The sequence below is a fragment of the Methylobacterium terrae genome, from assembly GCF_003173755.1.
GTDB lineage: Bacteria > Pseudomonadota > Alphaproteobacteria > Rhizobiales > Beijerinckiaceae > Methylobacterium > Methylobacterium terrae.
Map to the genome: position 1 here is coordinate 3,741,229 of NZ_CP029553.1, position 21,259 is coordinate 3,762,487.

At 71.7% G+C, this 21,259-nt stretch carries 21 protein-coding genes, 1 pseudogene and 1 riboswitch; of the genes and pseudogenes, 14 read left to right on the forward strand and 8 right to left on the reverse strand.

The features are described 5' to 3' along the window. Window positions 1-47 precede the first annotated feature (47 nt). Window positions 48-377 carry a preprotein translocase subunit YajC gene (yajC, locus tag DK419_RS17200; protein ID WP_109960161.1) on the reverse strand — a complete coding sequence of 110 codons (330 nt, stop codon included), beginning with the start codon at window positions 375-377 and terminating at the stop codon, window positions 48-50. Between the two features lie 228 nt (window positions 378-605). Here yajC and DK419_RS17205 point away from each other — a divergent pair, with 228 nt between their 5' ends. After that, the gene (locus DK419_RS17205; protein WP_109960162.1) at window positions 606-1,487 is read left to right on the forward strand and encodes an ATP-binding protein; all 882 of its coding nucleotides are present in this window, start codon (window positions 606-608) and stop codon (window positions 1,485-1,487) included. A 77-nt stretch (window positions 1,488-1,564) separates the two neighbouring features. Here the strand turns inward: DK419_RS17205 and DK419_RS17210 are convergent, their stop codons facing one another. From DK419_RS17210 to serS, 4 genes are all read right to left on the reverse strand, one after another. Then, a complete protein-coding gene (locus tag DK419_RS17210; RefSeq protein ID WP_245442489.1) occupies window positions 1,565-3,151 on the reverse strand; it encodes a peptidoglycan DD-metalloendopeptidase family protein in 1,587 nt (528 codons plus the stop codon). Between the two features lie 165 nt (window positions 3,152-3,316). Beyond that, the gene (locus tag DK419_RS17215; RefSeq protein WP_245442492.1) at window positions 3,317-4,009 is read right to left on the reverse strand and encodes a protein-L-isoaspartate O-methyltransferase family protein; all 693 of its coding nucleotides are present in this window, start codon (window positions 4,007-4,009) and stop codon (window positions 3,317-3,319) included. Continuing rightward, on the reverse strand, window positions 4,006-4,767 hold the full coding sequence (surE, locus tag DK419_RS17220; RefSeq protein WP_109960164.1) for a 5'/3'-nucleotidase SurE: 762 nt from the start codon (window positions 4,765-4,767) through the stop codon (window positions 4,006-4,008). Before surE ends, DK419_RS17215 begins: the two co-directional genes overlap by 4 nt. Beyond that, window positions 4,767-6,083: a serine--tRNA ligase gene (gene serS / locus DK419_RS17225; protein ID WP_109960165.1), complete on the reverse strand. Its 1,317-nt coding sequence runs from the start codon at window positions 6,081-6,083 to the stop codon at window positions 4,767-4,769. The genes surE and serS overlap by 1 nt, the downstream gene beginning before the upstream one ends. A 1,513-nt stretch (window positions 6,084-7,596) precedes the next feature. Between serS and argS the strand changes: the two genes are divergently transcribed. The 8 genes and pseudogenes from argS to tatC all read left to right on the forward strand — a co-directional run bounded on the left by argS (window position 7,597) and on the right by tatC (window position 15,739). Then, window positions 7,597-9,354, forward strand: a complete 1,758-nt coding sequence (gene argS, locus DK419_RS17230; protein ID WP_109960166.1) for an arginine--tRNA ligase — start codon at window positions 7,597-7,599, stop codon at window positions 9,352-9,354. A gap of 179 nt (window positions 9,355-9,533) precedes the next feature. Continuing rightward, complete coding sequence (locus DK419_RS17235) at window positions 9,534-10,919, forward strand: SPOR domain-containing protein (protein ID WP_109960167.1); 1,386 nt, start codon at window positions 9,534-9,536, stop codon at window positions 10,917-10,919. A gap of 215 nt (window positions 10,920-11,134) precedes the next feature. Then, window positions 11,135-12,145 carry a beta-N-acetylhexosaminidase gene (nagZ, locus tag DK419_RS17240; RefSeq protein ID WP_109960168.1) on the forward strand — a complete coding sequence of 337 codons (1,011 nt, stop codon included), beginning with the start codon at window positions 11,135-11,137 and terminating at the stop codon, window positions 12,143-12,145. A 10-nt stretch (window positions 12,146-12,155) separates the two neighbouring features. Beyond that, on the forward strand, window positions 12,156-12,926 hold the full coding sequence (locus DK419_RS17245; protein ID WP_109960169.1) for a segregation and condensation protein A: 771 nt from the start codon (window positions 12,156-12,158) through the stop codon (window positions 12,924-12,926). Then, entirely contained in the window at window positions 12,923-13,588 is a 666-nt protein-coding gene (gene scpB / locus DK419_RS17250) for an SMC-Scp complex subunit ScpB (RefSeq protein WP_109960170.1), read from the forward strand. Before DK419_RS17245 ends, scpB begins: the two co-directional genes overlap by 4 nt. 195 nt (window positions 13,589-13,783) lie before the next feature. Continuing rightward, window positions 13,784-14,068: pseudogene (locus DK419_RS29530) on the forward strand (twin-arginine translocase TatA/TatE family subunit); the annotation flags it as partial. Between the two features lie 319 nt (window positions 14,069-14,387). Further along, the gene (gene tatB, locus DK419_RS17260) at window positions 14,388-14,939 is read left to right on the forward strand and encodes a Sec-independent protein translocase protein TatB (RefSeq protein WP_109960172.1); all 552 of its coding nucleotides are present in this window, start codon (window positions 14,388-14,390) and stop codon (window positions 14,937-14,939) included. Continuing rightward, the gene (gene tatC, locus DK419_RS17265) at window positions 14,936-15,739 is read left to right on the forward strand and encodes a twin-arginine translocase subunit TatC (RefSeq protein WP_109960173.1); all 804 of its coding nucleotides are present in this window, start codon (window positions 14,936-14,938) and stop codon (window positions 15,737-15,739) included. The genes tatB and tatC overlap by 4 nt, the downstream gene beginning before the upstream one ends. 84 nt (window positions 15,740-15,823) lie before the next feature. Here tatC and DK419_RS17270 read toward each other — a convergent pair whose 3' ends face one another. The 3 genes from DK419_RS17270 to cobU all read right to left on the reverse strand — a co-directional run bounded on the left by DK419_RS17270 (window position 15,824) and on the right by cobU (window position 17,907). Then, window positions 15,824-16,603 carry a prephenate dehydrogenase gene (locus tag DK419_RS17270; RefSeq protein ID WP_109960174.1) on the reverse strand — a complete coding sequence of 260 codons (780 nt, stop codon included), beginning with the start codon at window positions 16,601-16,603 and terminating at the stop codon, window positions 15,824-15,826. A gap of 189 nt (window positions 16,604-16,792) precedes the next feature. Next, window positions 16,793-17,398, reverse strand: a complete 606-nt coding sequence (gene cobO / locus DK419_RS17275; protein WP_109960175.1) for a cob(I)yrinic acid a,c-diamide adenosyltransferase — start codon at window positions 17,396-17,398, stop codon at window positions 16,793-16,795. Then, entirely contained in the window at window positions 17,395-17,907 is a 513-nt protein-coding gene (gene cobU, locus DK419_RS17280; protein WP_109962358.1) for a bifunctional adenosylcobinamide kinase/adenosylcobinamide-phosphate guanylyltransferase, read from the reverse strand. The genes cobO and cobU overlap by 4 nt, the downstream gene beginning before the upstream one ends. 118 nt (window positions 17,908-18,025) lie before the next feature. Then, a riboswitch (cobalamin riboswitch) is annotated at window positions 18,026-18,228 on the forward strand. 30 nt (window positions 18,229-18,258) lie between these two features. Here cobU and DK419_RS17285 point away from each other — a divergent pair. The 5 genes from DK419_RS17285 to DK419_RS17305 all read left to right on the forward strand — a co-directional run bounded on the left by DK419_RS17285 (window position 18,259) and on the right by DK419_RS17305 (window position 21,255). Continuing rightward, window positions 18,259-18,435, forward strand: coding sequence for a CbtB domain-containing protein (locus tag DK419_RS17285; RefSeq protein ID WP_109960176.1), 177 nt, complete (start codon window positions 18,259-18,261; stop codon window positions 18,433-18,435). A gap of 86 nt (window positions 18,436-18,521) precedes the next feature. Further along, window positions 18,522-19,247, forward strand: coding sequence for a CbtA family protein (locus DK419_RS17290; RefSeq protein ID WP_109960177.1), 726 nt, complete (start codon window positions 18,522-18,524; stop codon window positions 19,245-19,247). Then, complete coding sequence (locus DK419_RS17295) at window positions 19,244-19,651, forward strand: DUF1636 family protein (protein WP_245442498.1); 408 nt, start codon at window positions 19,244-19,246, stop codon at window positions 19,649-19,651. The genes DK419_RS17290 and DK419_RS17295 overlap by 4 nt, the downstream gene beginning before the upstream one ends. Then, a complete protein-coding gene (gene cobW, locus DK419_RS17300; RefSeq protein WP_109960178.1) occupies window positions 19,648-20,682 on the forward strand; it encodes a cobalamin biosynthesis protein CobW in 1,035 nt (344 codons plus the stop codon). The genes DK419_RS17295 and cobW overlap by 4 nt, the downstream gene beginning before the upstream one ends. Window positions 20,683-20,829: 147 nt before the next feature. After that, the gene (locus DK419_RS17305; RefSeq protein WP_109960179.1) at window positions 20,830-21,255 is read left to right on the forward strand and encodes a Uma2 family endonuclease; all 426 of its coding nucleotides are present in this window, start codon (window positions 20,830-20,832) and stop codon (window positions 21,253-21,255) included. Window positions 21,256-21,259 lie beyond the last annotated feature (4 nt).

Below are 21,259 nucleotides of genomic sequence, written 5' to 3' on the forward strand. Positions count from 1 at the left end.
TCGGCCCGGCACGTCCGTCCGGGCCGACCCTCGCGTCAGGCGTCGGCTCAGGCGGCCTTGACCGGCTCGCCCTTGGCCCGGACCTCGGCGACCATGGTGCGGACCACCTTGACCTGGACGTTCGGGGCGATCTCGACCTCGATCTCCGGGGCCTCGGTCACCTTAATGACCCGGCCGACGATGCCGCCGGTGGTCACCACCGTGTCGCCGCGGCGCACGTTCTTGATCATGTCCTGGTGGTCCTTGGCGCGGCGCTGCTGCGGGCGCAGGATCAGGAAGTACATGATCACGAAGATCAGGATGAAGGGGACGACCTGCACGAGGATGTCCGTGCCGCCGGTCGCCCCGGCTCCCTGCGCGAAGGCGGGCGTGATCACTCTCAAGGTCTCCCGAACAAGGCGGAATCGGGCCGCGCGGGTCTCCGGCGGCCTTGCAAAAGCGCGCGGACTATAGCCACGGACGACCCGAAAGCAACGGCGGGGATCGCGGCGTCCCCGCCCGATCCCGGCGTGTTCTCGTCCGCGGCACCTTGGGATCGGGGTGCCTTGGGATTAAGAGGCGCCACCCCCACGTCCGCCCCTGCGCAAGGAGCCCGGTTTCCCGCGATGACCGCCCCGACCCCGACTTCCCCCTCCGCGACCGACCTCCTCCCCGTGCTGCTGCGCATCGCCGCGGCCCTGGAGCGCAGCGCCCCGCCGGCGATCCCGAAGCCCGATTTCGCGGCGGCCGACGCCTTCGTGTGGCAGCCCGAGGGGCGGCTGCAGCCGGTGCCGCGGGTCAACCGGGTCGAGATGGACCTCCTGCGCGGCATCGACCGGATGCGCGACATCCTGTTCGACAACACCGAGCGCTTCGCCCGCGGCCTGCCGGCGAACAACGCCCTCCTGTGGGGCGCCCGCGGCATGGGCAAGTCGTCCCTGGTGAAGGCGGTGCACGCCGAGATCAACGCGCGCGGGCCGGTGCGTCCCCTCAAGCTCGTCGAGATCCACCGCGAGGACATCGAGGGCCTGCCTGCCCTGATGGGGTGGCTGCGTCCTGATCCCCACCGCTTCGTGGTGTTCTGCGACGACCTGTCCTTCGACGCCGAGGACACCTCGTACAAGTCGCTGAAGGCGGCGCTCGACGGCGGCATCGAGGGCCGGCCCGAGAACGTCCTGTTCTACGCCACCTCGAACCGCCGCCACCTGCTCGCCCGCGACATGATGGAGAACGAGCGCTCGACGGCGATCAACCCGGGCGAGGCGGTGGAGGAGAAGGTCTCGCTGTCGGACCGCTTCGGGCTCTGGCTCGGCTTCCACAAGTGCAGCCAGGACGAGTACCTGGCGATGATCGACGCCTACGTGACCCGTTACGGCCTCGCGGTCGAGCCGGAGCGCCTGCGGGCCGAGGCGCTCGAATGGTCGACCACCCGCGGCGCGCGCTCGGGCCGCACGGCGTTCCAGTACATTCAGGACCTCGCGGGGCGGCTCGGGCAGCGGCTCGACTGACCAGAACGCAGAGAAGCGGGACGCTCGCGCGCCCCGCCTCCCCTCCCGATCGATCGGGCCTCAGTTGCTCGTCAGGGTCAGTTGCTCGCCAGGTGCGGCATCGGGTCGACCGGGGTCGCGCCCTTGCGGATCTCGAAGTGCAGCTGCGGCGAGGTGACGTTGCCGGACGCGCCCGACTTGGCGATGGTCTGGCCGCGCTTCACCTTCTCGCCGGGGCGCACGTCGATCTCGCCGTTATGGGCGTAGGCCGAGACGTAGCCGTTGGCGTGGCGCACCAGGACCAGCTTGCCGTAGCCCTTCACGTCGCTGCCGGCATAGGCCACGGTGCCCTCCTCGGCGGCCTTTACCGGCGTGCCCTCGGGCACCGCGATGTTGATGCCCTCGTTGCCGCTCGAGCCGTAGCCGTTGATCACCCGGCCGCGGGCCGGCCAGCGGAAGCTCGATTGCGGGTCCGGCGCGGGCGCCGCGGGGGCGACCGCCGGGGCCGGCGCCGGCTCGGGCGCCTTCTCGGGCAGGGACGCGACCTTCACGGGCTTCGCCGGCTCGGGCTTCGGCTCGGGCTTGGCCGGCTTCAGCTCCGCCACCTTCTTCACCTCGGGCTTCTTGATCTCGGGCTTCTCGGCCTCGGCCTGCTTCGGCTCCGGCTTCCTAACCTCGGGCTTGGCCTCGACCTTCCGCGGCTCGGGCTTGACCTCGGCGACCTTCTTCACCTCGGACTTCGCCTTCTCGGCGACCTTGGGCTCGGCCTTGTGCGCCTCGGGCTTGTGTGGCTCCGGCTTCCTGGCCTCGACCTTCCTGACCTCCGGCTTGGCGGCGGCCTTCGGCTCGGCCTTCTGGGGCTTGGCCGCGACCCGCTCGTCCTCGTCGTCCTGCTGGCGCGCGGCCACCTTCGCGACGGCCTTCGGCTCGGGCCGCTGCGGCTTGGCGGTGAGCCGCTCCTCCTCGCGGGGCTCGGGCTTGCGGGCGTTCAGCTTGGCGGCACGCTCGGCCGCGGCCGGAGAGACCGGCCGCGCCTCGGCCTGGCCGGGACGCGCGGGGGCCTTGCGGGCCGGCTCCGGGGCCGGCTCGGGACGGGGCGCGACCTCGGCGACCCGGCGCACAGACTCGGGCTGGCGGGTCTCGGCGACCGGCACCCGCGGCGCGGGCGCGGCCGGCACCGCCCGGGCGCTCATCGCCGGCACGCCACCGGCATGGTAGACCGGGATCACGATCTGGCGGCCGGCGGTGACCTGCGACGCGCTCGACAGGCCGTTGGCCTGCAGGATCGCCGCCGAGGGCACGCCGAAGCGCGTCGACATCTGGCTCAGGCTGTCATTGGCGCCGACCGTGATGGTGGTGCCGCCGGCCGGCGACCAGCCGGCCGGGCCGCCGGTCACCGGGGCCGCCGCGGCGACGCGGGGCGTCGCCGCCGGCGCGGCGATCGGGCGGCTCGACAGCGGCGCGGCCGCCATCGGGGCCGACAGGGGCCGCGACTGGATCGGCGCCGAGCGCACCGGCGCGGTCAGCGCCTCGCCCTCCGGCAGGCTGCCGGTGGCCCCCGGCTCGCCGCTCGCGCTCGATGAGAACGGGTTCGAGAACGGGTCGAGCCGCACCGCATCGGTGCTGCAGGCGGCCGAGGCGCCCCCGATCAGCCCGATGAGGGCGAAGCGCGACAACGTCCGCATCCCCTTGCCTGCCCCGCGATCCCGCATCGACGCACCCGTACATCCACGCAACCCTATGGAGCGGATTCAAAGCGGATTCAGGTTAAGCTTCCGTTGCGGGGCGGCCCTTCGGCTTCACCCTGGGGGCCGGATTCGGGCTTAGGCGAACTAGTTCCGGTCGGCGTGTCAGAGCACGGCCGCCAGGCCGGGGGTCAGCGGTGCGATGCGCAAAGGCGTCTCGCGGACCTGCCGCCACGGGCCGTCGGCCTCCTGCGCGATGGCAACGAGGCGCGGGCCGGCCGGCGTGGCGAGCGCCCCGACGAGGCGGCCGCCCGGGTTCAGCCGGTCGATCAGCGCCGGGGGCAGGTCCCGCAACGCGCCGTTGACGAGGATGCGGTCGAAGGTGCCCGCCTCCTCCGGCGGGGCGCAGCCGTCGGCGAGCCCGACCATCGCGGCGCCGAAGCCGAGGGCGTCGAGGCGCGAGCGGGCGTTGCGGGCGAGCGTGGCGTAGCGTTCCAGGCTCACCACCTCGGCGCACCCCAAGCGCAGCAGCAGGGCCGTGGCGTAGCCCGACCCCGTGCCGATCTCGAGCACCCGCGCGCCCTGGGCGTTGAGCGCCGCCAGCATCGTGGCAATGACGCTCGGCGCCGTCATGGTCTGGCCGCAGGGCAGCGGCAGGGCGATGTCGCGCCGCGCGAGGTCGCGGAAGGCGAGCGGCGCGAAGGCCTCCCGCGGCACTCGCTCCATTGCGCCGAGCACCGCCGCGTCGCGCACCCCGCGGGCGCGCAGACCCAGCACGAAGGCCGCGTTCTCGACCGCGCCGGCCGATTCCCCGGCCGGCTCCGTTCCGGATTCCCCCGCCGGCCGGTCGATGCTCACGCGAAGGCCTGGGCGAAGCGCGTCAGCGTCGGCTCGTCGGTGAGGTCGAGGCGCAAGGGGGTGATCGAGATGCGGCCCTCGGCGATGGCCTTCAGGTCGGTGCCGTGGCCCGGCTCGAACCGCGCCTTGGCGAAGGCGAGCCAGAAATACGGGTTGCCGCGCCCGTCGACCCGCTCGTCGATCGAGAGCAGCGCCTGGTTGCGCACCCCTTGCGCCGAGACCGCGATGCCCTTGACGTCGTCGAGCTCGCAATCGGGGAAGTTCACGTTGACGAGGATCCCGGGCTCGATTCCGACCTCGAGGATCCGCCGCACCACCTTCGCGCCGTGATGGGCGGCGGTGTGCCACTTCACGTTCGCCCGCCCGCCGATGCCGTAGGCCTGGCTCATGGCGATCGCCTTCACGCCGAGGATCGTCGCCTCCATGGCGCCCGCGATGGTGCCCGAATAGGTCACGTCCTCGGCGACGTTCTGGCCGCGGTTGACGCCCGACAGCACCAGGTCGGGCCCGTGATCCTTCAGGATGTGGCGGATGCCCATGATGATGCAGTCCGAGGGCGTGCCCTTCACGGCAAAGCGCTTCTCGCCGGCCTGGCGCAGGCGCAAGGGATCGTTGAGCGACAGCGAGTGCGACACGCCGCTCTGGTCGGTCTCCGGCGCGACGACCCAGACGTCGTCCGAGAGTTGCCCAGCGATCTCCTCCAGGCAATTCAGGCCCGGCGCGTGGATGCCGTCGTCGTTGGTGACGAGAATGCGCATCACCGGTGTCCTTCGATGCGGGTGAGGCCGCCCATGTAGGGCGCGAGGGCCGACGGGATCGCGATGCTGCCGTCGGGGTTCTGGTAGTTCTCCATCACGGCGATCAGCGCGCGGCCGACCGCGACGCCCGAGCCGTTGAGGGTGTGGACGTATTGGACGCCCTTGCCCTCCTTCGGGCGGTAGCGCGCCTCCATCCGGCGGGCCTGGAAGTCGCCGCAGACCGAGCAGGACGAGATCTCGCGATAGGTCTTCTGGCCGGGCAGCCAGGCCTCGATGTCGTAGGTCTTGGTCGAGGCGAAGCCCATGTCGCCGGTGCAGAGCGTGACGACCCGGAACGGGATGTCGAGGCGCTTCAGCACGGCCTCGGCGCAGGCCAGCATCCGCTCGTGCTCCTCGGCCGAGCGCTCGGGCGCGGTGACCGAGACGAGTTCCACCTTGCTGAACTGGTGCTGGCGCAGCATGCCGCGGGTGTCGCGCCCCGCCGCCCCGGCCTCGGCCCGGAAGCAGGGGGTGAGCGCGGTGAAGCGCAAGGGCAGCTCGTCCTCGGCGAGGATCGATTCGCGCACGAGATTGGTGAGCGGGACCTCCGCCGTCGGGATCAGCCAGCGGTTCGGCGCGCCGCTCTCCTGGGCGATCTCGGGCGAGCCCTGGACCGCCGCGAACTGGTCGTCGCGGAACTTCGGCAGCTGCGCCGTGCCGAACATCGCCTCGTCGCGCACCAGCAGCGGCGGCACCACCTCGGTGTAGCCGTGCTCAGCCACGTGCAGGTCGAGCATGAACTGGCCGAGCGCCCGCTCCAGCCGGGCGACCTGGCCCTTCAGCACCACGAAGCGCGAGCCGGACAGCTTCGCCGCGGTCTCGAAATCCATCAGGCCCATGGCCTCGCCGAGCTCGAAGTGCTGGCGGCCCTCCTGCGCCAGGCCCCGCCCCTCGAAGCGGCTCCTCTCGACGTTGTCGTGCTCGTCGCGGCCCTCCGGCACGTCGGGGCCGGGAACGTTGGGGATCGCCGACAGGCGCTCGGCGAGCGCCCTGGCGGCGGCGTCGGCCGCCGCGTCGAGGGCGGGCGCTTCCTCCTTCAGGCGCGCGACCTCGGCCATCAGGCCTTGCGCCCGCGCCTCGTCCTTCGCCTTCTTGGCCGCGCCGATCTCCTTCGACAGGGCGTTGCGCCGCTCCTGCGCGCCCTGCGCCGCCGAGATCGCGGCCTTGCGCGCGTCGTCGAGGGCGACCAGCTCGGCGGAGAGCGGCTCCAGCCCGCGGCTCGTCAGGCCCTTGTCGAAGGCGGCCGGGTTGTCGCGGATGGCCCGGATGTCGTGCATGGCGCGGTCCGAATCGTTCTCTTCAGAGGGCCGGCGCATCCGGCCGGTGACGCCACGACGCTTTGCAGCATCGGCCCTGCGGCGACAAGGGAGGAGCTTGCCTCCCTCTCACGTGAAGATGTTGATCCGGACTGCGTTCGTGGTGTGCAACTCCTTGGCGGGACGTGCAGTTTCGCTTTGCCCATCGGGACGGGCCGGTGAGTGCGGGTATGGCTTTCGCCGGCATGCGCGGTCCCGGATCGCGGAAGTCGAGATCGTTCGACACTCGCTGGAAACCGGCTCGCGACCGTGCGTCTTGATCGCTGCTCCCCGGCAGCCCGCCCTGAGTGCATGATTAAGCAGGATGCTGCATACGGCTGTTCACGGGCCACACGTTTCCTGGGCGGTAACCATGTAAAATAATTGGACGATAGGCCGATAGAGCCTATATATTCGCTAGTGAGGGCCGCGGTGGCAGCCGCGACCCTCGTTAGGCGACTTGCTAGGCCGCTACCAGAGCCCGATCGTGATGGTCAGAGACCATCCGGTCGGGTTTTTGGCAACGATGACGGTGATCATCGGAAATCCGATCACTCCGCTCACCTCCCTTCCAGCCATACCTGCTCAGCCCTTGCGGGTTTCGGTGGCGGTCGGCAATCTCCGCCACAAGCCCCGCTCGCCACGGAGCTTTCGCGACTGGAAGGTGTCGCCTGTGGATATAATAGTCGCCTCTGCGTCTGCATCAAGTCTCAAATCGAAAAAATCTCGTTACAGACACTTTTGTCGAGCGTTAACTATTGTGTCGGTAAAGAATACATTTGCTAATCAAGTCTTAACCTTCAGGAACTTCGGGTATCTAAAGCTTCTGCGATGGGATGATGTGATGCGCGTCATCCACGCGTGTTGTCGGGCATTTCATGCAAGTTGCAGCTCTTCGGAAGAAGGAAAGGAGGCTTAGAAAATTGACATCTGTGAACGGGCATATGGAAATCGGTATCTATGTTTAAAATAGATTTCCATTTTATCGACGACTAACTAAAAAATACATTTTGTTCTGATAATTTAGCATATGTCTACAAAATTTTTAAGTTATATATAGTTCGAAATTTCCAATGATACGCCATTTTTGTTTGGAAAATAGACATCGATCAAGGCAAATATTCCGAATGTGCGGTTTGTATCCTCTACGTAGCGTACTCTCCGGCCCAGTAATTTCGTAACGAATTATAGGAATGATTGCGTCGCCTCGGTGAAAATTCCCGATACGCCTATGCCGGATTCGAACAGCGCAGAGTGCCAGAATACGGGTGTGAAAGGCATGCTCATCGTCGCACGGCACCACGTTCACGAGCGATCGTTGCCTCCTCGCTTACTCCCCCGACGGTAACGGCTGACGTTCTCCGGCTGAAGGCATGCGTGCTGATCCCCCACCAGCCCCGCTTGCAGCCGCCCGCCCCGGCGTGAGAAGAGCCCGGCGCGACGGCGGCGGCCTCGCGGTCGCCTCCGGCCCGAACTTTGCAGAACTGGTCAACGCATGAACATCTTCGCCGCCTTCGAGGCCCGCATCGGCGAGGCGCTCGAGACGCTCACCCGCGCCGGCACCCTGCCGGAGGGGCTGGACCGCGCCCGCGTCGTGGTGGAGCCGCCGCGCGATTCGAGCCACGGCGACCTCGCCACCAACGCCGCCCTGGTGCTGGCGAAGGAGGCGCGGACCAACCCGAAGGCCCTGGCCGAGGCGCTGGCGGCCGACCTGCGCACCGATCCCCGCGTCACGGAAGCGAGCGTCGCCGGGCCGGGCTTCATCAACCTGCGGCTCGACCCCGCGGTCTACGGCGAGGTGGTGCGGGCGGCCCTGCGCGAGGGCGACGCCTACGGCCGCGGCGCCGCGGTTCCGGGCGGCGTCAACGTCGAGTACGTCTCGGCCAACCCGACCGGGCCGATGCATGTCGGCCACGGCCGCGGTGCGGTGTTCGGCGACGCGCTGGCGAACCTCCTGGTCGCCGCCGGCCGGGACGTGACGCGCGAGTACTACATCAACGATGCCGGCGCCCAGGTCGACGTGCTCGCCCGCTCGGCCTTCCTGCGCTACCGCGAGGCGCTCGGCGAGACGGTGACGATCCCGGAGGGCCTCTATCCGGGCGACTACCTCGTGCCCGTCGGCGAGGCGCTGAAGGACCGTTACGGCGACGCCCTCCTCGCCAAGCCCGAAGCCGAGTGGCTCGCGCCGGTGCGCGACTTCGCCATCGACAGCATGATGGACCGGATCCGCGAGGACCTGGCGGCCATCGGCATCCACCACGACGTGTTCTTCTCCGAGCGGACCCTGCAGGGCGGCGGCAACGGCGGCGCGGTCGCGGCCCTGATCGCGGACCTGCGCGCGAAGGGTCTCGTCTACGAGGGCCGGCTGCCGCCGCCGAAGGGCCAGCTGCCCGAGGATTGGGAGGACCGCGAGCAGACCCTGTTCCGCGCGACCGCATTCGGCGACGACATCGACCGGCCGCTGCTGAAGTCCGACGGCAGCTTCACCTACTTCGCCTCCGACATCGCCTATCACCGCTCGAAGGTCGAGCGCGGCGCGGTCGAGCTGATCGACGTGCTCGGCGCCGACCACGGCGGCTACGTCAAGCGCATGCAGGCCGCCGTGAAGGCGGTCTCGGACGGGCGTGCCGCCCTCGACGTCAAGCTGTGCCAGCTCGTGCGCCTGCTGCGCGGCGGCGAGCCGGTGAAGATGTCGAAGCGGGCGGGCGAGTTCGTCACCCTGCGCGAGGTGATCGACGAGGTCGGGCGCGACCCCGTGCGGTTCATGATGCTGTACCGGAAGAACGACGCCACCCTCGATTTCGACCTCGCCAAGGTGGTCGAGCAGTCGAAGGACAACCCGGTCTTCTACGTGCAGTACGCCCATGCCCGGGCGGCCTCGGTGTTCCGGCAGGCCCGCGAGGCCTTTCCCGACCTCGACCTGTCGCCGGCCGCACTCGCCGAGGCCGACCTCTCGGGCCTGACCGACCCGGGCGAGCTCGAGATCATGCGCGGGATCGCCCAGGTCCCCCGGGTGATCGAGGCGGCCGCCGCCGCTCACGAGCCGCACCGCCTGGCCTTCCACCTCTATGAGCTGGCCAGCGCGTTCCACAGTTTCTGGAACAAGGGCAAAGACTTGCCGCAATTACGGTTTGTTAATCAAACCGACAGAAAGTCCACCGAGGCGAGGCTGGCCCTCGTCGCCGCCCTCAAGGGCGTGGTTGCGGCCAATCTCGGGATCCTCGGCGTCGGCGCACCCGACGAGATGCGCTGAGGCTTCGCACCGGGATCGGAGCGCGACCGGACGTCGCGGGCTGCCCTCGCGGGCGGTCGCGGCGGGACGGAGGCGTGGGATCTGACGGCCGCCTTTCCCATATCGGGACGGGCGGCCGGTGTCGCCGGCCGGCTTCGAGCGCGGTGAGGTGACGCGAGGGCGAACAGGATGGTGCTGCCATGACGACGAATGCTTCCCGGGTTCCCGTCGATTACGACGGCTACGAGCAGGATCGGCAGCCGGTGCAGTCTCGTGCGGATCTCGCCCGTCCGGGTTCGCGTCCCGATCCCCTCGCCGAACTCGCCCGCATCGTCGGCCAGGACGATCCGTTCCGCGCCCTGCTCGAGGCCAAGGAGGCCAAGGAGGCGAGCCGCACCGCGGAGCCGCGCGGCGGCCGCGTCGAGCCGGTGATGCCGAGCTACGGCGACGGGCAGGCGGCCGAGGGCGGCCTGTCGGCGAACCGCGGCGAGCCGAGCCTCGGCGCGCCCGGCCCGGCCCCGGCCCACACGCCGGAGGCCGCCTTCAACCAGTACCTCGCCGCGGTCGAGCGCGAGACCGTCGCCGAGCCGGCCCCGGCGATGCCGGAGGCGGATCACGTCCGGGCGGCCGAGCCGCGCCCGCGAGGCCGCCGGCGCATCGCCCTCGTCGGCACGGCGCTCGGCATCGTCGCCGCCTCGATCGGCGGCGCGCTGACCTGGAAGGCCTTCCATCACGGCCGCTCCGGCGCCCCGATCCTGGTGATGGCCGACCAGGCGCCCCTGAAGGTGGCGCCCCAGAATGCCGGCGGCGTCGAGATCCCGGACCAGAACAAGCAGATCTACGAGCGCGGCACGACGGCCAACGCCAAGGACGGGCAGATCCGCATCGTCAACCGCGAGGAGCAGCCCCTCGACGTCAAGCAGGCGGCCCGCTCCCTCGCCGCCGAGGCCGGCTCCGCCGCGACGCCTGCCGCACCGGGCAACGCCCTCACCGAGTCCCTCGGCGAGCCGCGGAAGGTGCGCACCGTCTCGGTCCGGCCCGAGCCGTCGCCGGCCGAGGCCCAGCGCGCCGCCCAGGCCGCCGCCCAAAATGCCGCCGCCCAGCAGCAGGCCGCGGCGTCGCCTGTCCCGACCATGACCCTGCCGACCGAGGCGACCGGCTCGACCCCGGCGCCGGTCACGCCGCGCAGCACGCGGGTGGCGTCGACCGCCCCGGCCCAGACCCCGGTTCCGGAAACCCCGGCGCCGGTCGCCGAGGCGCCCCGGTCCCGATCGGTCCAGCGCGTCGCCTCCGCCGAGCCGCCGGTCACCACCCAGGCGGTGCCGACGCCCCAGGCGCCGGTCGGCGGGTTCTCGGTGCAGCTCTCGGTGCGCGCCACCGAGAAGGAGGCCGAGGTCGCGTTCCGCCAGGCCCAGGAGCGCTACGGCGCCGTGCTCGGCGGCCAGTCGCCGCTGATCCGCCAGGCCGAGGTCAACGGCAAGTCGATCTACCGCGTGCGCGTCGGGCCGATGGCGAAGGAGAGCGCCGACGGCCTGTGCGGCAAGCTCAAGGCCGCGGGCGCCGCCTGCTTCGTCGCCAAGAACTGACGAAGGCGACGCCGACGAAGACGACCCGGTTTCGGCCGCGATTTCGCCCCGCGACGCCCGGCGGCTGTGGCGCACCGCCGACAGTCGCGGGCCGGCGAATCACGTAAAGAGAATCGCTCTTTCTTCGCTTGCGAACCCCGTTCATCGGTGCCGTGATGTGCACCGGGCGGGAGCGCGCGACCGTCTCGCCCCTCCAACGACGAGAAACGCCGTCGATGACCCTCGCCCTGATCCTCGGCTGCGCCGGTCCCGCTCTGAGCCCCGAGGAGGCCGCCTTCTTCCGCGACGTGCGGCCCTGGGGCTTCATCCTGTTCAAGCGCAACGTCGAGACGCCCGAGCAGGTGCGTGCCCTGACGGCGTCCCTGCGCGAGACCGTCGGCCGCGCCGACGCCCCGATCCTGATCGACCAGGAGGGCGGCCGGGTGCAGCGCATGACGCGGCCGCACTGGCACGCCTACCCGTCCGGCCGGGCCTATTTCCGCGCCGGCGGCCCCGAGGGCGGGCCGGCCCTCGCCGGGCTCGGCGCCCGCCTGATGGCGCACGACCTGGCGGCGGTCGGCATCAACGTCGATTGCGCGCCGGTCCTCGACGTCCCGGTGCCGGGCGCCCACGACGTGATCGGCGACCGGGCCTACGGCACCGAGCCGGCCGTGGTCGCGGCGTTCGGCCGGGCGGTGGCCGAGGGCCTGATGGCCGGCGGCGTCCTGCCGGTGATGAAGCACGTGCCCGGCCACGGCCGCGCCGGCGCCGACAGCCACCACGCCCTGCCGGTGGTCGAGGCGAGCCTCGCCGAACTGGAGGCGCACGACTTCGGGCCGTTCCGGGCGCTCGCCGACCTGCCGATGGCGATGTCGGCCCACGTGGTGTTCCGCGCCCTCGACCCGGAGAACCCGGCGACGACCTCCGCGACGGTGATCCGGGAGATCGTGCGCGGCCGCATCGGCTTCGACGGCCTGCTGATGACCGACGACCTGTCGATGAACGCCCTCTCGGGCGGTTTTCGCGATCGTACCGCCGCCGCCTTCCGGGCCGGCTGCGACGTCGGCCTGCACTGCAACGGCGTCCGGGCCGAGATGGAGGAGGTCGCGGCGGCGGCCCCCGTGCTGGTCGGCGACCCCTTGCGCCGCGCCGAGGCGGCGCTCGCCCGCCTGAGCCCGGCGCCCGCCGCCTTCGACCCGGCCGAGGCCCGCGCCCGCCTCGATGCCGGGCTCGCCGCCGCGGCCTGACCCTGCAGGCATGGCCGACGACTTCGACGAGAGCCCGTCGGACGCCGCCGACTCGGCCTTCGTGGTCGACGTCGACGGGTTCGAAGGCCCCCTCGACCTGCTGCTGGAACTCGCCCGGCGCCAGAAGGTCGATCTCGCCCGGATCTCGATCCTGGCGCTCGTCGAGCAGTACCTCGCCTTCATCGACGAGGCCCACCGCCTGCGCCTCGAACTCGCGGCGGATTACCTCGTCATGGCGGCCTGGCTCGCCTACCTGAAATCGCGCCTGCTGCTGCCGGCCCCGCCCCGCGGGCCCGAGCCCGCCGCCGGCGACCTCGCCGAGGCGCTGGGCCTGCGCCTGCGCCGCCTCGAGGCGATCCGCGCCGCCGCCGCGATGCTGTCGGAGCGACGCCAGCTCGGGCGCGACGTCTTCGCCCGCGGCGCCGCCCTTCCCGAGCCCGCCGCCGCGGCGCCCGGCGCCTTCGCCGTCACCCTGCACGACCTGATCGCGGCCTATGCCCGCCAGCGCCAGGAGCGGGCCCGCGCTTCCGTCACGCTGCCGCCGCGCAGCGTCTGGTCCCTGGTCGATGCCCGTACGGCCCTGGAACGGCTGATCGGCCCGCGGGACGACTGGACGGACCTCGAATCCTACCTCGCCCGCTACCTCGAGGACCCGAAGCGCCGCGCCACAGTGCGCGCCTCCTCGCTCTCGGCGGTGCTGGAGCTCGCCCGCGAGGGCCGGATCCGCTTGCGCCAGGACCGGCCCTTCGCGCCGATCCAGATCCGCGCCGCCGGGACCTGAGCGTGGCGAAGGCCCACCGTCCGCCCGATCCCTCCCCGGTCCCGTCCGAGGCCGCGCGCCTCGCCGAGGCGCTGATCTTCTGCGCGCCCGCGCCGATCACCGAGGCCGACCTCGCCGCCCGCTTAGGCGCCGGCACCGACGTGCCGGCGGTGCTGGCCGAGATCGCCCGCGCCTACGCCCCCCGGGGCATCACGCTGGCACGGTCGGCCGGCGGCTACGCCTTCCGCACAGCGCCCGACCTCGCCCCCGCCCTGCGCGGCGGGGCGCCCGAGCCGCGCAGGCTCTCGCGGGCGGCCCTGGAGACGCTGGCGATCGTCGCCTACCACCAGCCGGTGACCCGGGCCGAGATCGAGGAGATCCGCGGCGTCACCACCTCGAAGGGCTCCCTCGACCTGCTGCTCGAGACCGGCTGGGTGCGCCTGCGCGGGCGTCGCCGCACGCCCGGGCGACCGGTCACCTACGGCACCACCCCGGCCTTCCTCGACCATTTCGACCTCGACGCCGTCTCCGACCTGCCGGGGCTCGACGAGTTGAAGGGCCTCGGCCTGATCGAGGGCCGGCTGCCCGCCGGGTTCCGCGTGCCGCAGCCGAGCGACGGCGCGGAGGCCGACGAGGACCCGAGCGACGATCCCCCGGGCCCCGGCGGCGGCGTGCCGGACTGAAATCCTGGGTGGGCCAGTGGCGGGGAGCCCGAGGAAACGCTTGTTTTCGCCTCTTGCCGTCCTTACGTTCCGGCCGCACCGCGAGCGCTCCGGATGCCGTCCGGCGACGATGAGCGTGCGGTATCAGAGGTTTGGGGCGTCGGAGACGCCCCGCGAGTGTGCCGCGGCGACGATGGCGCCGCGCAGGAGAGAACCATGGGCGGCGCGAGTATCTGGCACTGGATCGTCGTCGGCGTGATCGTCATGCTGCTGTTCGGGCGCGGCAAGGTGTCCGAGCTGATGGGCGACGTCGCCAAGGGCATCAAGGCCTTCAAGAAGGGCATGGCCGACGAGGATCAGGCCCCGACCACGACGGCTCAGGTGCCGCACAATCCGGTCGTGCCGGTCCAGGTGTCCCCGCCGGTGGCGCCGGTGCAGCCGGTCCAGCAGCCCGTCCACGCGGCTCCCGCGCATGTGCCGACCGCCCAGATGCCGCCGGTCACCGCGACCGAGCCGGTGCGCCCCGTGCCGCAGCACGGCGAGCCCCTGACCAACGCCGACCGCAAGGTCGTCTGAGCCGTCACGCGCGAGGGCCGGGCCCCCGGGTCCGGTCGTCGCGTCGCAGCGCGCCGCGGGATCCCGCGTGATGGCCGCGAGGCGGCCATCCGCGAGGCGGCCCCGAGAGAAACCCTTTCGGGCGAGAGAAACCCTTTCGGGAACCTGCTCGTCGGTGACTGGCGTCGGCGCACCGGCGTGCTAGACAGCCCGCGCGAGGCGCCCGACCAGGCTTGCGCCGCGCGAGTAGCAGGGCCGTCACGCCATGTTCGATATGAGTTGGGGCGAGGTGATGCTGATCGGCGGCGTCGCGCTCGTCGTCATCGGCCCCAAGGATCTGCCCAAGGCCTTGCGTACCGTCGGCCAGGTCACCGCCCGGCTCAAGCGCATGGCCGGCGAGTTCCAGAGCCAGTTCAGCGAGGCGATGCGCGAGGCGGAGCTCGACGAGGTCCGGCGCGAGGTCGAGGGCATCAACCGCAGCGTCTCGTCGGCGACGACGACGGGCTTCAACCCGGTCCAGACCATCCGCAACGAGATCAAGGGCGCCGTCGACGGCGTGCCCAAGCCCGCAGCGCAGGGGATGCCGGGGGCGGATCCGCTCGCCGCCACGGAGCCGACCCCGGCCCTGCCCGAGCCGGTCGATCCGGCCGCCCCGCCGGCCTATCACGCGCCTGAACCCGCTTCCGAGAAGCCCTCGCACGAGGCGCTGGCCGCCGCGACCGCGCAGCTCAAGGCCGATGCGGCCCGCACCGGCCCGGATTCCGACGCCCCCGCCCCCATCCCGCACGACACCGCCAGCACGGGCCGCACCGCATGATCACCGAGGCCGATGAAGCCGATATCGAGGCCTCGCGCGCGCCGCTGATCGAGCACCTGATCGAGCTGCGCTCGCGGCTGATCAAGTCGCTGCTCGCCTTCGGGGTGATGTTCTTCGTCTGCTTCTTCTTCGCGCAACACATCTACAACATCCTCGTTCACCCCTACGTCAGCGTGGTCGGGGCGGACAAGGCGCGGCTGATCGCGACCCACTTCCTCGAGCAGGTCTTCACCAACATCAAGCTGAGCGTGTTCGGCGCCGGCTTCCTGTCCTTCCCGGTCGTCGCCACCCAGCTCTACGCCTTCGTGGCGCCGGGCCTGTACCGCAACGAGCGCCGGGCCTTCCTGCCCTACCTCGTCGCCACGCCGGTCTTCTTCGTCCTCGGCGCCCTCGTCGTCTACTTCCTGGCGATGCCGCTGCTGATCAAGTTCTCGGTCAGCCTGCAGCAGATCGGCCAGCCCGGCGAGGCCACGATCGAACTCCTGCCGAAGGTGGACGAGTACCTCTCGCTCATCATGACGCTGATCTTCGCCTTCGGCATCGCGTTCCAGCTGCCGGTGATCCTGACCCTTCTGGGCCAGATCGGCCTGATCGACTCGAAGTTCCTGCGGGACCGCCGGCGCTACGCGATCGTACTGGTCTTCGTCGCCGCCGCGGTGCTGACCCCGCCGGACGTGATCAGCCAGCTCTCGCTGGCGATCCCGATGCTGCTCCTCTACGAGGCGTCCGTGTTCTCGGTCCGCGCGATGGAGAGGCGTCGCGAGCGGGCGCGGGCGGCCGAAGAAGCGGCCGGAGAGTAGGGCGTCCCGCTCCTCCCGGCATCCGCACCCCCCAACCCCGGGGTCTCGCCTGTGGCGAGTCCCGGGGGGCATCGGCGAGTCGCATCACGCGTCGAGCAGGACCCTCTCCTCGATGCCCGCGCCCTCCCCCAGATCCTCGTCCATCCGCGCCGCCAGGTCGAAGAACCGCCGCCGCACCTCGGCCGCGTAGGGGTTCTCGCGCTCGATCGCGTGGTAGACCTCCGGCGCGTCGTGCCGCACCATGCCGACCGCCTGCATCACCAGGTCGAAGCTGCGCGTCGTCATCCGGGTCGGCAGCGGCTCCATCGCCACCAGCACCTTGGCGATCAGGTGCGTCAGGCCCTGTACCGCCGCGGCTTCGCGGTCGTGGGCCTCCGGCGTCGTCACGATCACGTCGAGGCCGAAGGCGCGACGCAGGAAGGCGCCGACCCGGCCGGCACGGCTCCCGCGCACCGGGCAGACCGCGATCTTGAGGCCGCGCAGGCCCCCGCGCGCGCTCTGCGGACCGAACAGCGGGTGGGTGGCGACGATGTCGACATCCGGCGGCAGGCCGGCCCGCATGATCGCGGCCGGCCGCACCTTCACCGAGCCGACATCGAGCACGAGGGCGCCGGGCCGCAGGTGCGGGGCGACCGCGCGCACGATCGCGGCGAGGGACGAGACCGGGGTGGCCAGGATCACCACCGGGCAGGCGGCGGCCTCAGGCAGGCTGCACGCGGCGACGCCCCCTGCTGCGAACTCCGCTTCCGCCACGAACGGATCGTGGACGCGCAAGCCGACATGCGGCGCCAGGTGCTCGGCGACGAGGCGACCGAAGGCGCCGAAGCCGATCAGGCCGATGGGCGAATGGGGAAAGGACGGCACGGGGAGAGACCTCGGGTCAGAGCGAGGTCGGCGGGCCTGGAGATCCTGGGAAGCCTCAACCGCCGACACGTCGCAGCGGTTGAGAGATGACGAGCACTCCGCCGCTAGGTGAGCGGCGCGTAATAGAGTCCGGCGAGGAGGAGGCTGGTCATGGCCGAGCCTGTAGCCCGGTCCGGCCCGGACCGTCAATCAGAACTCAATGCCCTCCTGTGCCTTCACCCCGGCCGCGAAGTGGTGCTTCACCAGGGTCATCTCGGTGACGAGGTCGGCCGCGGCGATCAGCTCGGGCTTCGCGTTGCGGCCGGTCACCACGACGTGGAGGTCGGGCCGGCGCCGGCTCAGGCGCTCGACCACCTCGGCGAGCGGCAGGTAATCGTAGCGCAGCGCGATGTTCAACTCGTCGAGGATCAGGAGCCGGATCGCCGGATCGGCCATCAGCGCCTCGGTCCTCGCCCAGGCGGCCCGGGCGGCGGCCACGTCGCGGTCGCGGTCCTGGGTCTCCCAGGTGAAGCCCTCCCCCATCGTGTGCCAGGCGACCTGATCGGCGAAGCGGTCGAGGGCCAGGCGCTCGCCGGTCTCCCAGGCGCCCTTGATGTACTGCACCACGCCGACGCGCCAGCCCCGGCCGAGCGCCCGCAGCATCAGCCCGAAGGCCGCCGTCGACTTGCCCTTGCCGGGGCCGGTATGGACGATGAGCAATCCCTTCTCGATCGTCTTGCCCGCCACCTCGGCGTCCTGCACGGCCTTGCGCTTCTCCATCTTGGCGCGGTGGCGCGCCGCCTCGTCGTCGCTCATGGGTGATCTCCCTTCAGGGTCATCGGCAGGCCCGCCACCACCAGCACCACCCGGTCGGCGAGGGCGCCCAGGCGCTGGTGCAGGCGGCCGGCCTCGTCGCGGAAGCGCCGGGCGAGCGCGTTCTCCGGCACGATGCCGAACCCGACCTCGTTCGAGACCAGGACCAGGGGCCCGGCCGCGTCCGCGCAGGCGGCGAGCAGCGCCCCGGTCTCGGCGGCGAGGTCGGCGCCGTCGTCCAGCATCGCGTTGGTGAGCCACAGGGTCAGGCAATCGACCAGGACCGGCCGGCCCGGTTCCGCACCGCGGATCGCCCCGGGCAGGTCCCGCGGCGCGTCGATGGTCTTCCAGGGGGCTGCGCGACGGGCGCGGTGCTCCGCGATGCGCACCCGCATCTCGTCGTCCCAGGCTTGGGCCGTCGCGACGTAGAGCCAGGGTCCGGCCTGCGCCTCGACCAGCCCCTCCGCGTAGCTGCTCTTGCCCGAGCGGGCGCCGCCCAGCACCAGGGTCAGGCGCGGGACGGCGGGAGTCGGGCCAGGGATCGGGTCCGGCACTGGGCTGTCCTCTCGCGAAATCTCGGGGCCGGAGGTGTCGCGGCAGGAGGCTGCGATTGCAAGCCCGTCCCCGACCCGTTAGGGTCGGCGCGACGGTGCCTCGGCGACGAGGTGAAAAGGGAACGTGGGAACCGGGATCGCCCCGGCATGCCGCGGCTGCCCCCGCAACTGTGAGCGGTCGAACACGGTCCGCCATCGGCCACTGGAGCGATCCGGGAAGGCGGCGGGCCGGCTCAAGAGGCCGCGAGCCAGGAGACCTGCCGTCACCCCCTTTCCTCGACGCCGCCGGTGGGGCGGCAGGAGTTCGTCATGGTCGCGATCACCCGGTCCCTCTCTCCCGCGCTCGTCGGCGAGCGCCTGAGCGCCGTCCTCCTCGCCGGCGCCCTCGGCATCGGGCTGCTGTTCGTCTCCGGCTTCGCGCCGGTGGTCGCCCTGCACAACGCCGCCCACGACTGGCGCCACGCCCACAACTTCCCCTGCCACTGAGCAAGGCTTGACCGAACGAGGCCGCGCGGCCCGCGCCCCGACCGGGCGCGGGCCCGCGTCCCGTTGGTCGTGCAGGTGATCCCCCGATGACGAAACGTCTGCTCGCCGCGGCCCTGGTCGCCGGCTTCCTCGCGGCGTGCGTGGCCTCAGGCCTGCAATTCGCCCTCACCTCGCCGCTGATCCTGGCGGCGGAGAAGTACGAGACCGCCGAGGCCGTCGCCCCGGCTCACGCATCCGCCAACCCGCTGATCGTTCTGGCGCATGCGGGCCACCATGCCGACGGCGAACCCGGGTGGCAGCCCGCGCCCGGCCTGCAGCGCCTCGCCTTCACGGCGCTCGCCACCCTGGTGAGCGGCGTCGGCTACGCGCTCCTCCTCGGTGCCGTGCTGATCGCCGCGGGCCGGGAGGTGACACCCTCCGAGGCGCTCAGGTTCGGCATCGGCGGCTTCCTCGCCGCCAGCCTCGCGCCGGCGATCGGACTGCCGCCGGAACTGCCGGGCGTGGCGGCCGCCGCGCTCGAATCGCGCCAGCTCTGGTGGGTGGCGACCGCCGTCGCGACCGCGGTCGGCCTGTACCTCATCGCGGTCCGCCGCGGGCCGGTGGCGACCGGGCTCGGCCTCGCCCTCCTCGTCGCCCCGCACGCCTGGGGCGCCCCGCACGGGCCGGAGGAGATCTCCGCGATGCCGCCGGTCTACGCGGCGCAGTTCGCCGCCCGGTCCCTCGCGGTCGCCTTCGCGTTCTGGGCGGTGCTCGGCCTCGCCTTCGGCTGGGCCTGGGGCGCGGTCGCCGGCCGGAAGGGGGTGAGCGCGTGAGCGAGCCTATTCTTTCCGATAGCCTGACCTGCGACCTCTGCACCCTCTACGTCTGCACGACCTGCCGCGGCGCCGACGATCCGGTGGATGGCCCCCGCGCCGGTGCGCGCCTGCACGACGCGCTCCGGGCGGCCCTGGCCGCGCGGCCGGGCGCACAGGTGCGGATCGAGCCGGTGGAATGCCTGTCGGTCTGCAAGCGGTCCTGCACGGTCGCGGTCGCGAGCCCCGGCCGCTGGACCTACGTCTACGGCGACCTCGACCCGGCGGTGTCCGCCGCGGTCATCCTCGACGGCATCGGCCTCTACGCCGGCACCCCGGACGGCATCGTGCCCTGGCGCGAGCGCCCGCAGGAGTTCCGCAAGGGAGTCGTCGCCCGCATCCCTCCCGCGCCGGTGAAGCCATGACCATCCTGAACAAGATCCCCTGCACCATCGTCACGGGCTTCCTCGGCGCCGGCAAGACGACGCTCGTGCGCCACGCCGTCGAGCACAACGACGGCCGGCGGCTCGCCATCATCGTCAACGAGTTCGGCGATGTCGGCTTCGACGGGTCGCTGCTCGCCGAGTGCGGCATCCCGGGCTGCGACGCCGACGCGGTGGTGGAACTGCCCAACGGCTGCATCTGCTGCACCGTCGCCGACGATTTCGTGCCGGCGCTCAACAAGCTCCTGGACCGGCCCGAGCCGCCGGAGCACATCCTGATCGAGACCTCCGGCCTCGCCCTGCCGAAGCCGCTCGTCCAGGCCTTCAACTGGCCGGCGATCCGCTCGCGGGTCACGGTCGACGGCGTGGTGGCGGTGGTGGACGGCCCGGCGGTGGCGTCGGGCGCCTTCGCGGACGATCCGGAGGCGCTCGCCGCCCAGCGCGCGGCCGATGCCAGCGTCGAACACGAGAACCCGCTCGAGGAGGTGTTCGAGGACCAGCTCCTCTGCGCCGACCTCGTGGTGATGAACAAGTCCGACCTCCTCGACGATGGCGAGCGCGCCCGGGTCCGCGCCGAGGTCGAGGCGCACCTGCCGCGCGCCGTCAAGCTCGTCGAGACCGCCCACGGCGCCCTCGATCCCCGCGTGCTCCTCGGCCTCAACGCCGCCGCCGAGGACGACCTCGCCTCCCGGCCCTCGCACCACGAGACGGAAGAGGACCACGACCACGACGACTTCGAGAGCGTGGCCCTGCCGGTGAAGGCCGCGGGCTCGCCCGAGGACCTGGCCGCCCGGGTGGCGAAGGCGGCGGAAGTCGCGGGCGTGCTGCGCATCAAGGGCTTCTGCGCCGTCGCCGACAAGCCGATGCGCCTCGTCGTCCAGGGTGTCGGCCGCCGCGTCGCCCATCATTACGACCGCCCCTGGCGCCCGGCCGAGCACCGCGACGGGACGCTCGTGGTGATCGGGCTCACCGGGTTCGACAAGGAGGCGGTGGCCGCGGCGCTGAAGGGGTGAGGCATCGGGTCGTGGGTCTTCTCCTCTCCCCGCCCGCGGGGAGAGGAGAGGCTGCTTCTCACTTTCGGACCGGTACCTCCGAGGCCATATCCCGGGAGCACGCCTCATCTGGAGCAGTGCCACACCAGCCCAGGAGGAGGGCATCGCATGTCGGAGCCCGCGCCGCGGCGCTGGAGCGTGCAGGAGTTCTTCGCCTGGCAGGAGCGCCAGGACGAGCGCTACGAGCTGGTCGGCGGCGTGCCGGTCCGCCCGATGGCCGGCGCCCGCAACGTCCATGACGACGTCGTGGTCAATCTCGTGGCCGAGTTCCGCACACGGTTGCGCGGCAAGCCATGCCGCCCCTTCACCGGTGACGGCAGCGTCGAGACCCTGCCGGGCCAGATCCGCCGGCCCGACCTCGGCGTCGATGGCGGCACCCGCGGCCCGAACGGATTGACGGCGGCCGAGCCGCGGCGCGTCGCCGGGCTCGACCGGACGATCGACCTCACCGAACTCGGCATGAGCCCGGCGCTGGCCGGCGTCTATGACGGCGTCGTCTTCCCGCCCCGGCCGCGCCCGGTCCGCGGGACCTGAGAGC

Coding starts and splice junctions, on each gene's coding strand:
- tatB (WP_109960172.1), top strand. CDS start 14,388: ATGTTCGATATGAGTTGGGGCGAGGTGATGCTGATCGGCGGCGTCGCG.
- cobO (WP_109960175.1), bottom strand. CDS start 17,398: ATGAGCGACGACGAGGCGGCGCGCCACCGCGCCAAGATGGAGAAGCGC.
- argS (WP_109960166.1), top strand. CDS start 7,597: ATGAACATCTTCGCCGCCTTCGAGGCCCGCATCGGCGAGGCGCTCGAG.
- serS (WP_109960165.1), bottom strand. CDS start 6,083: ATGCACGACATCCGGGCCATCCGCGACAACCCGGCCGCCTTCGACAAG.
- DK419_RS17305 (WP_109960179.1), top strand. CDS start 20,830: ATGTCGGAGCCCGCGCCGCGGCGCTGGAGCGTGCAGGAGTTCTTCGCC.
- DK419_RS17245 (WP_109960169.1), top strand. CDS start 12,156: ATGGCCGACGACTTCGACGAGAGCCCGTCGGACGCCGCCGACTCGGCC.
- nagZ (WP_109960168.1), top strand. CDS start 11,135: ATGACCCTCGCCCTGATCCTCGGCTGCGCCGGTCCCGCTCTGAGCCCC.
- tatC (WP_109960173.1), top strand. CDS start 14,936: ATGATCACCGAGGCCGATGAAGCCGATATCGAGGCCTCGCGCGCGCCG.
- DK419_RS17205 (WP_109960162.1), top strand. CDS start 606: ATGACCGCCCCGACCCCGACTTCCCCCTCCGCGACCGACCTCCTCCCC.
- DK419_RS17210 (WP_245442489.1), bottom strand. CDS start 3,151: ATGCGGACGTTGTCGCGCTTCGCCCTCATCGGGCTGATCGGGGGCGCC.
- DK419_RS17285 (WP_109960176.1), top strand. CDS start 18,259: ATGGTCGCGATCACCCGGTCCCTCTCTCCCGCGCTCGTCGGCGAGCGC.
- cobW (WP_109960178.1), top strand. CDS start 19,648: ATGACCATCCTGAACAAGATCCCCTGCACCATCGTCACGGGCTTCCTC.
- DK419_RS17235 (WP_109960167.1), top strand. CDS start 9,534: ATGACGACGAATGCTTCCCGGGTTCCCGTCGATTACGACGGCTACGAG.
- DK419_RS17290 (WP_109960177.1), top strand. CDS start 18,522: ATGACGAAACGTCTGCTCGCCGCGGCCCTGGTCGCCGGCTTCCTCGCG.
- surE (WP_109960164.1), bottom strand. CDS start 4,767: ATGCGCATTCTCGTCACCAACGACGACGGCATCCACGCGCCGGGCCTG.